14 protein-coding genes are annotated in these 14062 nt (G+C 68.0%); 4 read left to right on the top strand and 10 right to left on the bottom strand.

Annotation, left to right across the window (positions count from 1 at the left end):
• Positions 1 to 166: 166 nt before the first annotated feature.
• Genes OUO20_RS04085 through OUO20_RS04075 form a run of 3 tightly spaced genes read right to left on the bottom strand, consistent with a single transcriptional unit; the run spans position 167 to position 3267 of the window.
• Positions 167 to 1858, bottom strand: coding sequence for a ribonuclease J (locus OUO20_RS04085; protein ID WP_018771601.1), 1692 nt, complete (start codon positions 1856 to 1858; stop codon positions 167 to 169).
• Between the two features lie 40 nt (positions 1859 to 1898).
• On the bottom strand, positions 1899 to 2807 hold the full coding sequence (gene dapA / locus OUO20_RS04080) for a 4-hydroxy-tetrahydrodipicolinate synthase (RefSeq protein ID WP_018771602.1): 909 nt from the start codon (positions 2805 to 2807) through the stop codon (positions 1899 to 1901).
• Positions 2808 to 2865: 58 nt separating this feature from the next.
• The gene (locus OUO20_RS04075; RefSeq protein WP_377204893.1) at positions 2866 to 3267 is read right to left on the bottom strand and encodes a hypothetical protein; all 402 of its coding nucleotides are present in this window, start codon (positions 3265 to 3267) and stop codon (positions 2866 to 2868) included.
• A gap of 101 nt (positions 3268 to 3368) precedes the next feature.
• Between OUO20_RS04075 and OUO20_RS04070 the strand changes: the two genes are divergently transcribed.
• On the top strand, positions 3369 to 4604 hold the full coding sequence (locus OUO20_RS04070) for a heparan-alpha-glucosaminide N-acetyltransferase domain-containing protein (RefSeq protein ID WP_268002885.1): 1236 nt from the start codon (positions 3369 to 3371) through the stop codon (positions 4602 to 4604).
• Between the two features lie 19 nt (positions 4605 to 4623).
• Here the strand turns inward: OUO20_RS04070 and OUO20_RS04065 are convergent, their stop codons facing one another.
• The 7 genes from OUO20_RS04065 to OUO20_RS04035 form a co-directional block, all read right to left on the bottom strand.
• Complete coding sequence (locus OUO20_RS04065) at positions 4624 to 5097, bottom strand: hypothetical protein (protein ID WP_018771605.1); 474 nt, start codon at positions 5095 to 5097, stop codon at positions 4624 to 4626.
• Between the two features lie 3 nt (positions 5098 to 5100).
• Positions 5101 to 5871: a 4-hydroxy-tetrahydrodipicolinate reductase gene (dapB, locus tag OUO20_RS04060; RefSeq protein ID WP_018771606.1), complete on the bottom strand. Its 771-nt coding sequence runs from the start codon at positions 5869 to 5871 to the stop codon at positions 5101 to 5103.
• A 129-nt stretch (positions 5872 to 6000) separates the two neighbouring features.
• The gene (locus OUO20_RS04055) at positions 6001 to 6492 is read right to left on the bottom strand and encodes a molybdenum cofactor biosynthesis protein MoaE (RefSeq protein WP_018771607.1); all 492 of its coding nucleotides are present in this window, start codon (positions 6490 to 6492) and stop codon (positions 6001 to 6003) included.
• Positions 6482 to 7012, bottom strand: a complete 531-nt coding sequence (locus OUO20_RS04050) for a MogA/MoaB family molybdenum cofactor biosynthesis protein (protein ID WP_018771608.1) — start codon at positions 7010 to 7012, stop codon at positions 6482 to 6484. Before OUO20_RS04050 ends, OUO20_RS04055 begins: the two co-directional genes overlap by 11 nt.
• A complete protein-coding gene (gene moaC, locus OUO20_RS04045) occupies positions 7009 to 7500 on the bottom strand; it encodes a cyclic pyranopterin monophosphate synthase MoaC (RefSeq protein WP_026266123.1) in 492 nt (163 codons plus the stop codon). Before moaC ends, OUO20_RS04050 begins: the two co-directional genes overlap by 4 nt.
• Positions 7488 to 8795 carry a molybdopterin molybdotransferase MoeA gene (locus OUO20_RS04040; RefSeq protein WP_268002884.1) on the bottom strand — a complete coding sequence of 436 codons (1308 nt, stop codon included), beginning with the start codon at positions 8793 to 8795 and terminating at the stop codon, positions 7488 to 7490. The genes moaC and OUO20_RS04040 overlap by 13 nt, the downstream gene beginning before the upstream one ends.
• A gap of 68 nt (positions 8796 to 8863) precedes the next feature.
• Positions 8864 to 10447, bottom strand: a complete 1584-nt coding sequence (locus tag OUO20_RS04035) for a molybdopterin-dependent oxidoreductase (RefSeq protein WP_268003379.1) — start codon at positions 10445 to 10447, stop codon at positions 8864 to 8866.
• Between the two features lie 265 nt (positions 10448 to 10712).
• Between OUO20_RS04035 and moaA the strand changes: the two genes are divergently transcribed.
• The 3 genes from moaA (at position 10713) to OUO20_RS04020 (ending at position 14042) form a co-directional block, all read left to right on the top strand.
• A complete protein-coding gene (gene moaA / locus OUO20_RS04030; RefSeq protein ID WP_268002883.1) occupies positions 10713 to 11840 on the top strand; it encodes a GTP 3',8-cyclase MoaA in 1128 nt (375 codons plus the stop codon).
• A gap of 5 nt (positions 11841 to 11845) precedes the next feature.
• On the top strand, positions 11846 to 12112 hold the full coding sequence (locus OUO20_RS04025; protein WP_056390936.1) for a MoaD/ThiS family protein: 267 nt from the start codon (positions 11846 to 11848) through the stop codon (positions 12110 to 12112).
• Positions 12113 to 12209: 97 nt separating this feature from the next.
• Positions 12210 to 14042, top strand: coding sequence for an HNH endonuclease signature motif containing protein (locus OUO20_RS04020; protein WP_268003378.1), 1833 nt, complete (start codon positions 12210 to 12212; stop codon positions 14040 to 14042).
• Positions 14043 to 14062 lie beyond the last annotated feature (20 nt).

The raw sequence follows: 14062 nt of genomic DNA, 5'->3' as shown, positions 1-14062 counted from the left end.
GAACCATGCTGTGATTCCGGGGATATCGGGGCCGCCGGGCCACCCGCCGGGCGCCAGGTGCGGACCTGCCCGGACGCGCCCGGGGACCGTCCGGATGCGCCGAAGGGCCCGGTCCATGAAGAACCGGGCCCTTCCGGGTGTGCACCAGCGCGACGCCAGCCTGGTGTCAGGCCTCGAGCACCACGGGAATGATCATGGGCTTGCGGCGCAGCTTGCGGTTGACCCAGGTTCCCACGACGCGGCGTACCACCTGCTGGAGCTGGTGGCTGGTGTGGTCGGCGTGGTTCTGGACCGCTTCCTCCAGGGCTGCGTTGATCTTGGGGATGATGTCGTCGAAGACCGAATCGTCCTCGGCAACGCCGCGGGCGTGGATCTCGGGCCCGGACACCACCTTGCCGGTGGCACGGTGGACAACGGTGATGATGGAGATGAAGCCTTCATCGCCCAGGATGCGGCGGTCCTTGAGGTCGGCGTCGGTGATCTCGCCCACGCTGGAGCCGTCCACGTAGACGAAGCCCACCTCGACCTGGCCGACGATGTCTGCCTGGTGGTCGCGGAGGTCGATGACCGTGCCGTTGTCAGCAAGGATCACGCTGGCATCCGGGACGCCGGATTCGATGGCGATCTTGCCGTTGGCGATCAGGTGCCGGGTTTCGCCGTGCACGGGCATGGCGTTGAGCGGCTCAAGGATGTTGTAGCAGTAGAGCAGCTCGCCGGCGGCGGCGTGGCCGGAGACGTGGACCTTGGCGTTGCCCTTGTGGATCACGTCGGCGCCGAGCTTCAGGAGGCCGTTGATGATGCGGAACACCGCGTTCTCGTTGCCCGGGATGAGGCTGGAGGCCAGGATGACGGTGTCGCCGTCCCCCACCACCACGCGGTGGTCGCCGTTGGCCATCCGGGACAGGGCCGCCATGGGCTCGCCCTGGGAGCCGGTGGACATGAGCACCACGCGGTTGTCCGGAAGGTTGTCGATGTTCTTGATGTCGACGATCAGTCCGGCGGGGACGTCAAGGTAGCCCAGCTTTTCGGCGATGGCCATATTGCGGACCATGGAGCGGCCCACGAAGGCCACCTTGCGGTTGTGCTTGGCCGCTGCATCCAGCACCTGCTGCACGCGGTGGACGTGGGAGGAGAAGGAGGCCACGATGATGCGCTTGGTGGCCTGGCCGAAAAGCCGCTCCAGCGTGGGGCCGATTTCCTTCTCGGCCGTGGTGAATCCGGGGACGTCTGCGTTGGTGGAGTCGGACATGAAGAGGTCCACGCCTTCTTCACCCAGTTTGGCGAAGTGCCGGAGGTCGGTGATGCGTCCGTCCAGCGGCAGCTGGTCCATCTTGAAGTCGCCGGTATGCAGGACAGTGCCGCCCGCGGTGCGGATGAACACCGCCAGGGCATCCGGAATGGAGTGGTTCACGGCCACGAACTCGCATTCGAACGGCCCGAACTTCTCCACCTGGCCCTCTTCCACTGTCAGCGTGTAGGGCCGGATGCGGTGCTCCTGCAGCTTCGCCTCGATCAGCGCGAGGGTCAGCTGAGATCCCACCAGGGGAATGTCGTTGCGCAGGCGCAGCAGGTACGGCACGGCGCCGATGTGGTCCTCGTGGCCGTGCGTGAGGATGACGGCCACGACGTCGTCCAGCCGGTCTTCGATGTAGGAGAAATCCGGCAGGATCAGGTCAACGCCGGGCTGGGTTTCCTCGGGAAAGAGGACGCCGCAGTCCACGATCAGCAGCTTGCCGTCGATTTCGAACACGGCCATATTCCGGCCGATCTCCCCGAGTCCGCCAAGCGGAACGATCCTGAGCGTGCCCTGGGGCAGGCGCGGAGGGGTGACAAGGCCGGTAAGGGCAGTTTGGGTCATAGTGCACTACTTTCCAGGCGGAAGGGTGCCGGTCTTAGCCTCAGGAGAAGACCAGCCCCGCTTCCGCCAAATCCCCGCGGATGGTTTCGATCTCGGTTTCGTCCGGCTCCACGAGGGGCAAACGGACGATCGAGTTGGGCAGGACTCCCTGCCATTTAAGAATCTGTTTGGCCGCCACGGCGCCCTGGACCCGGGTCATGGTGGCGCGTACCACCGGCTGCAGCTCGAAGTTGATCTTGCGCGCGGTGCCGAGGTCGTTGGCGTTGATGGCGTCGATGAGTTCGCGGAAGCGGCGGGTGGCGACGTGGGTGGTAACGCCCACCAGGCCGACGGCGCCCAGCGCCATCCAGGGAAGGGTCAGTCCGTCATCGCCCGAGTAGAACAGGAGGTCCGTTTCCGCCATGACACGGGTGGCTGCCATGAAGTCGGCCTTGGCGTCTTTGACGGCCACGATGTTGGGGTGCTGCGCCAGCCGGATCATGGTGTCTGGCTCGATGGCGATGGAGGACCGGCCGGGAATGTCGTACAGCATGACGGGTACGTCCACGGCCGAGGCGATGGTCTCGAAGTGGGCGCGGACACCGGCCTGGCTGGGCTTGTTGTAGTAAGGAGTCACCAGGAGGAGGCCGTCGACGCCGAGGGCAGCAGCCTGCTGGGAAAGGTGGACCGAGTGCGCGGTGTCGTTGGTGCCGGTGCCGGCGATGATGGCCGCCCGGCCGCCGACGGCCTCCTTCACGGCGCGGAACATGCCGAGGTTCTCTTCGTCCGTCAGCGTGGAGGTTTCACCGGTGGTGCCGGTGACCACCAGGCCGTCACAGCCGTCGTCGACAAGCTTGCTGGCCAGCGCTGCCGCCTGGTCGTAGTCCACTGCGCCGTCCTTGGTGAACGGCGTGACCATGGCGGTCAGGAGGGTACCGAGGGCAGGGATATGCGCGGAAGAGTCAGCCATGGAAAAAACGTTACCCTGTCCCCGGCTGGTTAGGACAATGCCACGGGCGTGACAAGCGTCAAATACGGCTCCGCCCGGACTTCGAAGCACCCGCTCCGGCGTGGCAATAGCGGCCGACGGCGGCCTGCCGGAGGTCCTCAGCCCAAGCGGCGAGCCGCTGCGCCGCCCGAACATAGTGGAACAGCTCCGTGGGCGTCAGGGCGTCAATGTCTGTTTCCGCCAGTCGGCGGGCGAGCTCCGCTCCTTCCGGCTGGGCGGACAGGCTGATACCTTCCCGTTCCCACTGGACGTCCTCGGCCGGACGCCCGGAGACAAGTTGGCGGAACAGGTAGTCCACCACGCCCGGGCTCATCGCCTTCAGCACTCCTGAACCCTGGCTTTCCTGCGGGGCAGGCTCAAATCCCTGCGGGGCAGGCTTAAATCCCTGCGGGGAAGCGGCTCCCAATGATGGCATCTCCATGGCCCCATGCTATTCGAACATATATTCGAATACAAGAGCCCACACCTCTGCGTCTCCCCCTGCGGCAGCCAGCCCACGGACGCATGTGAGACGATCTGGTCATGACGTCCCGCACCTCGGCCACCCGGCCCCGGAAGACCGCAGACCGTCAACAACCGGGGCGTCTTAGGGGCATCGATGCGGCCCGGGGCCTGGCTTTGCTGGGCATGATGGCCACTCACCTGCTGCCAACGTTCGAATCGAACCCAAGCCTCACACCAACCTGGATCGGCCTCACGTTCTCGGGACGGGCCGCCGCCCTCTTCGCAGTACTGGCGGGCGTCGGGCTTGCCCTGTCCACGGGAAAAAACAGGCCGTTGGAGGGCGCCGAACTCTCCGCGGCCCGCCGCGGGGTGGGGCTGCGCGCCCTGGTGATTGCCGCCGTCGGACTGACCCTGGGCGGCCTGGACGTGAACGTGGCCATCATCCTGGTCCACTACGCCGTGCTGTTCCTGTGCGTCCTGCCCTTCCTGGGGCTGGGCGTGAAGCGCCTGTGTGCGTGGGCCGCCGGCTGGATCCTGGGCTCCCCGGTGCTGGCCTACCTGCTGCGGCCCTGGCTCCTTGCCCCGGAGCCGCCATTGAGGCTGGGCCACAACCCGGCATGGGAGGACCTCGGAACGCCGTCCCGGCTGCTCGCGGACCTGTTCCTCACGGGCTACTACCCGGTGCTGCAGTGGCTGTCCTACCTGCTGGTGGGGCTGGCCATCGGCCGCCTGGTGCTGACCAAGGCGCTGGTCCCCGCGCTGCTGCTGGTGGGCGGAACGGTAGTGGCCGTGGCGGCCAAGAGCGTGGGTGTCGCGGCCATGGAGGACTGGGGCGGCCGCGCAGCGCTGGAGAAGGTCCTGAACTCACCGGGCTACCCGCTGGGCAGCGTGCTGCAGGTGAACCTGGCCGGACTCCCCCAGGAAGGTTCATGGTGGTGGCTGGCATCGGCCGCACCGCATTCGGGTACGCCGCTCGATTTGCTGCATACCTCGGCAGTTGCGGCGGCCGTCATCGGTGCCTGCCTGCTTCTGGGGCGGCTGGCCGAATGGGTGGACCTGGACCTGCTGCTGCCGCTGCGGGGACCCGGCGCCATGACGCTGACGCTGTACACCGTCCACGTCTGGGTGGTCTCCAGCTTCTACCTCAAACCGCTGCCCGCAGGCTGGACCGAGGACGGAATGTACTTTGCCCATGCCGCGGCTGCCATCGCCGTGGGCATCGTGTTTGCGCGGATGTCGTGGCGCGGCCCCCTGGAATGGGTGGGCCATACTGCAAGCCTGGTGGGGCGCGGCGGCTTCAAGGCCCTGTCCTGAACCCCTGCGGCAGCAGGGGCTAGGATGCCGTGGTGAAGAGCTTCACAGCGTCGCGCATGGAAGCCCGCGCGCGTTTGCGGTCCCCGGCGGCGTCATAGGCACAGCTGAGCCGGAACCAGGAACGCCAGTCATCGGGAGCGGCCTCGGCTTCGGCCCGGTACTTTTCGAACTCCGCGTCGGCTGCGGCACGGACAATCCGGCCACCGGGCGTGCGGGGAAGCTCGTCCACCGGCAGTCCGCCTTCGGCTTCCAGGACCTTGGCCATCTGCTCGGTGCGGGCGCCAAACATAAGTTCGCGGATCAGGGCCCACGCGCCAACGATGGGCAGCACCAGGTAGGCGGCCCCGATGGCCTTGGCGGTGAGGTTACTGTCTGCAAGGAGCAGGAGCGAGCGCTGGAAGGACACCACCAGGTAGAAGACCAGCAGCAGCGTCACCGCTCCCACCCAGATCTTGGTGCGGTTCTTAAGGAAACCGGCTGCGAACCCGTTCACGGCCTAGAGTCCCAGGTCCAGGTAACCGTCCAGGCCCACGGTCAGCCCGGGGTGGGCAGCGACGTTGCGCACGCCCAGAAGCACGCCGGGCATGAACGACGCGCGGTCGAAGGAATCGTGGCGGAAGGTCAGCTGCTCGCCGGGACCGCCCAGCAGGACTTCCTGGTGGGCCACGAGGCCACGGAGCCGGACGCTGTGGACGCGGACGCCGTCCACGTCGCAGCCGCGTGCGCCCGCGCGTTCTGAAGTGGTGGCATCCGGGCTGGGCGGCACCTGGGCAGCCTTGCGTTCAGCGGCGATGAGCTCTGCGGTGCGGACGGCGGTGCCGGAAGGGGCGTCCACCTTGTCCGGATGGTGGAGCTCGATGATTTCCACGGACTCGAAGTACTTTGACGCCTTCGCGGCGAACGCCGAAGCCAGCACAGAGCCCAAGGCAAAGTTGGGCGCGATGAGTACGCCCGTTTCCGGGTGCTCCGCCAAAAGGGAATCCAGCGCGGACAGGCGTCCCGCGTCCCAGCCGGTGGTGCCCACCACGGCGTGGATCCCATGCTCGACGGCGAAGCGGACATTGGCTTCGGTGCTTTCGGGGACTGTGAGGTCCACCAGGTACTGGGCACCGGAGGCCGTCAGCTGCTCCAGCGAGTCACCCCGTCCCAGGGCTGCGACGAGCTTCATGTCGGGCGCGGCATCAATGGCCTTAACGGCCTCGGCGCCCATGCGTCCACTGGCGCCAAGGACGGCCACCAGTTTGGGGGCGGGGTGTTGTTCGGTCATGGGATTAACCCTACCGGCGGGACAGGTTGGGGCAGGAACCGGACGGCGTGCGTTACCTCGCAGTTTGCGGAGCAACGCCGGCCGGCCTGGGCAGCGTGGAGGCGCGGCCCGGCGTGCCCCGGCGCGGCATCAGCTGCCGGCGCCGACCCATTCCACGGTGCCGTCCGAAAAGAACTGTTCCTTCCAGATGGGCACCTGGTCCTTGATCCGGTCCACCAGCTCGGAGCAGACGGCAAACGCCTGTCCGCGGTGCGCGGCGGATACCGCGCACACCAGCGCCGGGTCCCCGATCTCCAGCATCCCGATCCGGTGTGCGGCCCAGATCCTGACGGGTTGGGCTGCCTTTCCCGCGGGGGTCTCCCCGGCCGCGTCACCGGCCTCGGCGTCCTGCTCGGCAACCAGGCGCGCGACGACGTCGGCCATCACCTGGTGCGCCGTGGGGTGCGCACTGTAGCTGAGGCGCTCGACGGCCTTGCCGCCGTCGTGGTTGCGCACTACACCGCTGAAGCTGACCACCGCACCCGCAGTGTCGCTTTCCACCGCGGCAATCGCCTGGTCCACGGAGATGGGCTCCGCGCTCAGGACTGCCCGCACTACCTCGAATGCTGCTTCAGTGCCCATGTCCGCCTTCCAACTGGTCGCAAAGATGTCCGATCACCGGGTCCAGGACGCTCAGCCCATCCATGACACCCTTCGGTGACCCGGGCAGGTTCACAATGAACGTCTGCCCGGCAGCGCCCGCATAGCCCCTGCTCAGGGCCGCCAGCGGAGTCTTGGCAGCGCCGGCACGCCTTATCGCCTCCATGATGCCCGGGATTTCCCGGTCCAGCAGGGGCAGGGTGACGTCGGGTGTCCGGTCGTCCGGGCTGAGGCCGGTTCCGCCGCTGGTGATGACGACGGCGGGACGCTGGGTGAGGAGCGCCCGGATGGCAGCGCCCACGGGCTCGCCGTCGGGAACCACCATGGCCGGGAAGACGTCAAAGCCGTGTTCAGTGAGCCAGTCGGTGATCACGGGGCCGGTTTCGTCGTCGTAGATGCCCGCTGCGGCACGGGTGGACGCGATAACGACGCCGGCCTTCCGCCCCTGCACGTCGCCGTGGCGGTGGGGTTCGGAGACGTCCAGGATGTTGGGGTCGGTCACAGTGCCCAATCTCCGCTCTTGCCGCCGCTCTTGGCCAGCACCTTGATGTCCGTCAGGACGGCATGCTTGTCCACGGCCTTGATCATGTCGTAAACGCTGAGGGCTGCCACGGAGGCAGCCGTCAGGGCCTCCATTTCAACTCCCGTGACGCCCCTGGTCTTCACGGTGGAGCTGATGGTGACGGCGGCCGCGCCGAGGTCGAAGTCAACGGTGACTTTCGAGAGGGGCAACGGATGGCACAGCGGAATCAGGTCCGGCGTCTTCTTGGCCGCCATGATGCCGGCCACCCGGGCAACGGCCAGGGCGTCGCCCTTGGGGAGCCCGCCGGAGCCCAGGAGCTGCATCACCTCGGGGGTGGTCCGGACGGTGGCGGTGGCGGTGGCCTCCCGCGTGGTCTCGGCCTTGGCGGAGACATCAACCATCTGGGCGCTGCCGTCCTGGCGCAGGTGCGTCAGTGCGGGGGTATGTTCTGCGTTCACAGCATCCATACTTCCACCTCGTCGCCGTCAGCGAGTTCCGTTACACCCACAGGGACATGAACCAGGACGTTCGACCCCGCGAGTGCGTGCATCAGGTGCGAACTCTCGCCGCCCTCCAGCTTCACGGTCCCGTCCGGCTGCAGGCTGCCGCGGCGGACCTGGTGCTTGTGCCCGGGAGAGGTGAGCGGACGGCCCGGGCCCCCAAGATCAAGGCGGGCGCGCAACGGCAGCCTCCGGCCCGGTGCCCCCAGCAAGGCTGACAAAGCGGGCCGGAGGAACATCTCGAAGGACACCAGGCAGCTGACCGGATTGCCGGGAAACCCAAGGAACGGCACGCCGTCGAACGTTCCCAGTCCCTGGGGGCCGCCCGGCTGCATGGCCACGTGCACGAAGCGGACCGGCTGGTCCGCCATTGCCTGCCGCACCACCTCGTAGGCCCCCTTGCTGACCCCGCCGGTGGTGACGATCAGGTCAGCCCCCGGGCTTTCGGTCCGCAGCAGCGCCTGCAGTTCCGACGGAGTGTCGGTGGAGATGCCGGTGCGGCGGACTGTGAGTCCCGCCTGCTTCATGGCGGCCTCAAGGAGCGTTCCGTTGGAGTCGTAGATTTTGCCGGGAGGAAGCGGCAGGCCGGGTTCCACCACTTCGTCGCCCGTGGTGACGAGCAGGACGGTCACCGCCTTGTACACCGCCACCTCCGGGAGGCCCAAGGCAGCGAGCAGCCCCAACTGGGCCGGCCCCAGGCAGGTCCCCGAGGCCAGCGCCCGCTCCCCCGCCGCGATGTCGCTGCCCGGGAAGCGCACGAACGTTCCCGGCGCGGTGCCGGGCAGCCGCACGGTGGCGCCGCTGCCGTCCCCCGCTGTGTTTCCGGGGTCCAGGAAGTGATCGGGCACCGCCTTTTCAATGGGTACGACGGCGTCGGCCCCCGCCGGGATCATGGCACCGGTCATGATGGGTGCCGCGGTTCCCGGTTCGAGCGGCTCCGGGCTTGACCCGGCCGGAACCGGGGGCATGATGCGCAGGTCCCCGCCGCCGTCGGGAAGGTCACCGGCACGGACGGCGTATCCGTCCATCTGGGAATTGGCGAAAGGAGGAAGGCTGAGTGGCGCGGCCACATCGTCCACCAGGGCCCGGCCCAGCGCCTGGCTAAGCGGGAGGGTTTCCATCCGGTCCATTGACAGGAGCGGCCGCAGGAGTTCCACGACTGCGGCGGCATGGCCAGCGACCGACCGGGAACCCTCCGCTGCATGGTGGACGTGGCCTTCCGGGGTGTGGTCTGCCAGGGCGTGCGGGGTGTGGCTGGTCATGGATACGCCTTTGGTCTGGGCCGTCAGGGTTTGGGCCGTCAGGGTTTGGGCCGTCAGGGTTTGGGCCGTCAGGATTTCACGTCAACTCTAACCGTGTGGAATCCCGTGGCGCCGTCCGGTGCGGGCGGCCGCGCGGTTTCGTCCTGGGGTTCGCCCGCCAGGTTGGTGGCCCGGACCTGGACCTCGTACTGCCCCGGGGCAAGGTCCATGGCCAGCTTCCACTGGTACCAGGTGTCGGCGGAGATTCCCGTGGCCAGTTCCGCTTCCCGCCACGGTCCCCGGTTGATCCGCAGTTCCACGTTCCGGATGCCGGTGTGCTGGGCCCAGGCAACGCCGGCGAAGACAACTGTTCCCGCGTTGACCGGGCGGCCGCTGCGGGGGACGTCGATGCGGGACGAGGTCTTGATGGGGCCGCGCGCGGACCAGCCGCGCGGGGTCCAATATCCGGCGTCATCGGCGAACCGGGTGACCTTGAGCTCGGTGACCCATTTGGTGGCCGAGACATAGCCGTAGAGGCCGGGAACCACCAACCGGACCGGGAAGCCGTGCTCCAGCGGGAGCGGTTCACCGTTCATGCCCACGGCAAGCAGGGCGTCCCGGTTGTCGGTGAGGACATTCAGGGGCGTCCCGGCGGTCCAGCCGTCGGCACTGCGGGAGAGGACCATGTCTGCTCCCGGCTGGGGAACGGCCAGGGCCAGCAGTTCCCGGACCGGCCAGCCGAGCCAGCCGGCGTTGCCGATCAGGTCGCCGCCCACTCCGTTGGAGACGCAGGCAATGGTGATGTGCCGCTCGGTGAGGGGCTTCGCCATTAGGTCGGCGAAGGAGAGCAGGACTTCCCGGGCCACCATGCCGGTTACCTTGAGGACCCAGGTATCCGGGCTGACCGCCGGGACGGACAGCGCGGTGTCGATCCGGTAGAAATCCCGGTTCGGGGTCACCAGCGGCGGCATTCCGGCAACACCGGCTTCCGCAGCAGGGGGCACAGGTATTGCCGGCGATGCCGCTGCGGGCAGGGTGATGCGTGCCCTGGCCTCATTGACAGCCATGGTGGCCCCGCGCCAGATTCCCGCCAGTACTCCCCCTGCCGCAGCGGCCGCTGCGGTGATGCCCAGGGCCTGGAAGAAGCCGCGGCGCGATGGGGTGGCCGCGGAGTCCGGTGTGGCCTCGCCGGGGGCAGCGGGAAGGCTGTCCTCGGGATGATCTGCGGCTGCTTGGTGGGAGGCTGCTTGGTGGGAGGCCGCTTGGTGGGAGGCCGCTTGGCCGGCAATCGCGGCATCCCATGCCTGCAGCCTGCGCAGCAGGAACCGCAACAGCACGACGGCGGCCACCGCGGCCAGGAGCGGCGGCACGAGGGACAGGGGGGTCATCTGGGAACGCGTCAGGACGGCGGCCGCTCCGGCAAGTCCAAAGATTCCGATCACGGCAGCACCAGTGAACCGGCGGCGGCGCTCGAGCGCTCCGGCCAGTGCGGCCAGGGCGGCGATGACCAACGCCATTCCCACCAGGAGAGCTGCCTTGTCGGCCGTGCCGAAGACAGAGATCGCCCAGTCCTTGACGCCCGGAGGCACGGCATCGATCACGGCACCGCCAACGGCCGTCAACGGCGAAAGGGAGGGGCTGAGAACCCCCGCAGCCAACTCCCCTGCTGCAATACCGCCGCCTGCCGCGGCTATCCCGGCAGCCGCGGCCCAACCACCTCCGGCGCGCGGGACTGCCGGTAGTGGGAAGGGACTGTCCGCCCGCTCCCCAAGGCCGGCGCCGCCGTCGTACGCCGCATGCCCGCGCTGGGAACTCCTCACAACACCAGCATAGGTTTGCCGGTGGTCCCCGGCGCCGGTGCCGCCGGGATTCCTGCCCCGCGTCTCACAGCGGGGTCACGGGTGTGATGGGCGGCTCAACGTGGCGTAGCCTGATTTCATGACTGTCCAGCTAGGCATGCCGCAGCCGCGGGAGGAAGCAGCATCGGCGCTGCCGGGCGTTCCCGCGCGCCGGCCAGCGGATGCACCGGCCGGGCTGGCGGACCGCTACGGCCGCCGCGCCACCGACATGAGGCTGTCCCTGACGGACAAGTGCAACCTCCGCTGCACCTACTGCATGCCGGCAGAGGGCCTGGAATGGCTGGCAAAGCAGGCCGTCATGTCCGCCGAGGAGATCGTGCGGATCGTCAAGGTAGGCGTGGAGCAGCTGGGAGTGCGCGAACTGCGCCTCACGGGCGGTGAGCCGCTGGTGCGGCACGATCTGGTCCAGATCATCTCGGCACTGCGGGCCAACCACCCGGACCTGCCGATCTCCATGACCACCAACGGCGTTGGCCTGGCGAAGAAGGCAGCGGCCCTCAAGGACGCCGGCCTGACGCGCATCAATGTGTCGCTGGATTCCCTGCATGAGGAAACGTTCACCAAGCTGACCCGGCGTCCGTTCCTGGACCAGGTCCTGGCGGGTGTGGACGCCGCCTGGGCTGCCGGCCTGGGCCCTGTGAAACTGAACGCCGTCCTGATGCGCGGCATCAATGACCTCGAGTCGCCGCAGCTGCTCGCGTGGGCCTTGGAGCGCGGGTACGAACTGCGGTTCATCGAACAGATGCCGCTCGATGCGGACCACGGCTGGACGCGCCGCAACATGATCACGGCAGCCGAGATCCGCGGGCTGTTGTCCCGGGACTTTGCCCTCACTCCGGATCCCCGGGCACGTGACGGCGCTCCTGCGGAGCGGTTTGAAGTACGACGGCGGGCGGCAGGTTCCGCGGACGCGGACGGACCGGTGCTGGGAACCGTGGGAATTATCGCCTCCGTCACCGAGCCGTTTTGCTCCGACTGCCGGCGCACCAGGATCACCGCCGAGGGCAAGATCATGAGCTGCCTGTTCTCCCGCGAGGAGTTCGACCTGCTGGGCCTGCTGCGGGCGGGCGCCACCGATGATGATCTGGCGCAGCGGTGGCAGGACGCCATGTGGATCAAACCGAAAGCCCACGGCATGGACCACGTGGGACTGGATGCTCCGGACTTCGTCCAGCCGGACCGCAGCATGAGTGCTATCGGGGGCTGACCGGGATGCTTGTACGTTATTTTGCTGCCGCACGCGCTGCGGCAGGTTTCGAGGAAGAGAAGTTCCACCTTCCCCAGGGCGCCACCGTGGCGGACCTGCTCGAGGCCGTGCTGGCCGTGGACCGCCCTGAACCCCCTGCCGGGACCCCGCCCCTTTCCCGGCTTCTTTCCCGCAGCAGCTTCCTGCTCAATGAGGTGGCCGTACGGGACCAGGCGGCAGTCCTTGGTCCGGACGACGTGGTGGACGTACTGCCTCCGTTCGCCGGCGGGTAAGTATTCGCGCACGTCCAGGCGAATGGGCAGCAGCCGCCCTGGCCTTGCCAAAGCTGCCGTGGCTTTGAATGTCGGTGCCTCGCTGGATGATGTGGGTATGGGAATCGGCACGGATGTTGGGGTGGTGTTGGAGGGTGTTTCTGCCTCTGTTGCTGCCCTCGATGCGCTGGACCGTCAGGATCATTTCCTTGCCGCCGGGACCGGTGTTGGTGCTGACGTCGATGTGCTGCAGCGGCGGTACGAGCTCCGGCTGGAACGGCTGGAGGCAGTCTCCCGGGTCGAGGCTCAGCTCGCTGCGGTCAAAGCTCGTGATGCCGTGGAGTGCGTCGGTTTCCAGCAGGCACTGCTTGCCCCTGACGCCCCGGTGGATGAGCGCATGTTTTCGGAGATGTCAACGGTGGAGGAGATCGCCGGTGTCCTGAGCATCAGTTCCGCGGCCGCAGGCGGGTTGGTGGAACAATCCCGCCGGGTGTGTTCCCTGCCGCCGCTCCTGGGCGCCCTGTCAGCCGGTGACCTGTCGTGGCAGCATGCCAGGATTGTCGCCGACGAAACCGAGGGGCTCACCCCTGACGGGGCTGCTGCCTTGGTGGCGCACTTCTTCGACCCCGACGCCCCCAACCCCGCCCGCGGCGCCGCGCCCGGTGAACTTGTCCCTGCCCGGTTCCGCGCCAAGGTCCGCGCCTGGCGGGAACGCCACCACCCCGAAACCCTCGAAAAACGCCACGCCAAAGGCGTCGCGGACCGGCGGATGGAATACACCCCGGACCGCGACGGCATGGCCTGGCTCTCGCTCTACCTCCCCGGCGACACCGCCTGCGCCATCTGGAACCGCACCACCGCCACCGCCCGCGGCCTGCAGGGCCCTGACGAGCCCCGCTCCCTCACCCAACTCCGCCCCGACATCGCAGCATCACTCCTCCTCGGCGCCGGAACCACCACGGCCACGGCCGAGGCTGCTGTGGGTGGGGCTGCACGGGCTACTGGTGATGCTGCGGGAACGGGCGCAGGCAGCGTTTCCGGCACAGGGAGCACTGGTGGTGTTGGCAAGGTTCCCACCCCGCGGGCCGATGTCCTGGTCACCGTCCCGGTCTTCTCGCTGCTCGGCCTCACCGATGAGCCGGCGGTGCTGGACGGCCTGGGCCCGATCCCGGCGTCGATGGCACGGAGGCTTGTCGCGGACGGGGCGGAGTCGTTCTACCGGGTCCTGGTCGACCCCCGCGACGGGGCACCACTGGAGATCGGACGCACCCGCTACCGGCTCCCCGAAACCATCAAACAATGGATCCGCATGCGGGACCGGAAATGCACCTTCCCCGGCTGCAGCAACCACACCCCCGACAACCACACCGACCACCTCACAGCCTGGGAACACGGCGGCAGAACAGACATCCGGAACCTGGCCCAGCTATGCCCCAAACATCACCGCTTGAAACACGCCCGCGCCTGGACCCCCGACCCCACCACCAACAACGGACCACCCGGCTGGACCTCACCCACCGGCCGCCACTACAACCCCGAACACCAAGACCCCGAACCAACCCACTGGCCGCCAGGGCTTCTGCGGAGGAACAGCACCGTGTCCGGGCAATCCGCAGCGGCAGTCTTGAACCCGTCGGCAGCGCCAGACCCACCGGCAGTCTTGAACCCACCGGGAGGGTTGGGCACACCCCGGAAAGCGGACGAAGCGGGGCTACGGGAACCACCACCGCCTGAATTGCGGCGCGATCTGCCGTTTGGGCTGCCGCAATGGTGCCAGTTGCTGGCTGACATGCCGGAGTGGCTGGAGGTGCCAAGCGAGGAGCCGCCTGGCGGGAACTTGCTTGAGCCGGATCAACTCCCGCCAACAGATCCTTTGTGGGACGATTTCTACGCCATGCCGTTCTTCCTGCCGCCAGACCCGGCGGGGAATTGGGACGTGCTCTTGTCGTAGGACTCCCCCAGGGGCATGTG

Source organism: Arthrobacter sp. FX8 (assembly GCF_026723805.1).
Lineage (GTDB): Bacteria > Actinomycetota > Actinomycetes > Actinomycetales > Micrococcaceae > Arthrobacter.
This window is presented reverse-complemented; position numbering and strand designations above follow the sequence as displayed.

What these genes read in the sequence shown, in the direction of transcription:
- OUO20_RS04020 (WP_268003378.1), top strand. Translation starts at nt 12,210, where the DNA reads ATGGGAATCGGCACGGATGTTGGGGTGGTGTTGGAGGGTGTTTCTGCC.
- OUO20_RS04055 (WP_018771607.1), bottom strand. Translation starts at nt 6,492, where the DNA reads ATGGGCACTGAAGCAGCATTCGAGGTAGTGCGGGCAGTCCTGAGCGCG.
- dapA (WP_018771602.1), bottom strand. Translation starts at nt 2,807, where the DNA reads ATGGCTGACTCTTCCGCGCATATCCCTGCCCTCGGTACCCTCCTGACC.
- OUO20_RS04040 (WP_268002884.1), bottom strand. Translation starts at nt 8,795, where the DNA reads ATGACCAGCCACACCCCGCACGCCCTGGCAGACCACACCCCGGAAGGC.
- OUO20_RS04085 (WP_018771601.1), bottom strand. Translation starts at nt 1,858, where the DNA reads ATGACCCAAACTGCCCTTACCGGCCTTGTCACCCCTCCGCGCCTGCCC.
- OUO20_RS04070 (WP_268002885.1), top strand. Translation starts at nt 3,369, where the DNA reads ATGACGTCCCGCACCTCGGCCACCCGGCCCCGGAAGACCGCAGACCGT.
- dapB (WP_018771606.1), bottom strand. Translation starts at nt 5,871, where the DNA reads ATGACCGAACAACACCCCGCCCCCAAACTGGTGGCCGTCCTTGGCGCC.
- OUO20_RS04025 (WP_056390936.1), top strand. Translation starts at nt 11,846, where the DNA reads ATGCTTGTACGTTATTTTGCTGCCGCACGCGCTGCGGCAGGTTTCGAG.
- moaC (WP_026266123.1), bottom strand. Translation starts at nt 7,500, where the DNA reads ATGGATGCTGTGAACGCAGAACATACCCCCGCACTGACGCACCTGCGC.
- OUO20_RS04075 (WP_377204893.1), bottom strand. Translation starts at nt 3,267, where the DNA reads ATGGAGATGCCATCATTGGGAGCCGCTTCCCCGCAGGGATTTAAGCCT.
- moaA (WP_268002883.1), top strand. Translation starts at nt 10,713, where the DNA reads ATGACTGTCCAGCTAGGCATGCCGCAGCCGCGGGAGGAAGCAGCATCG.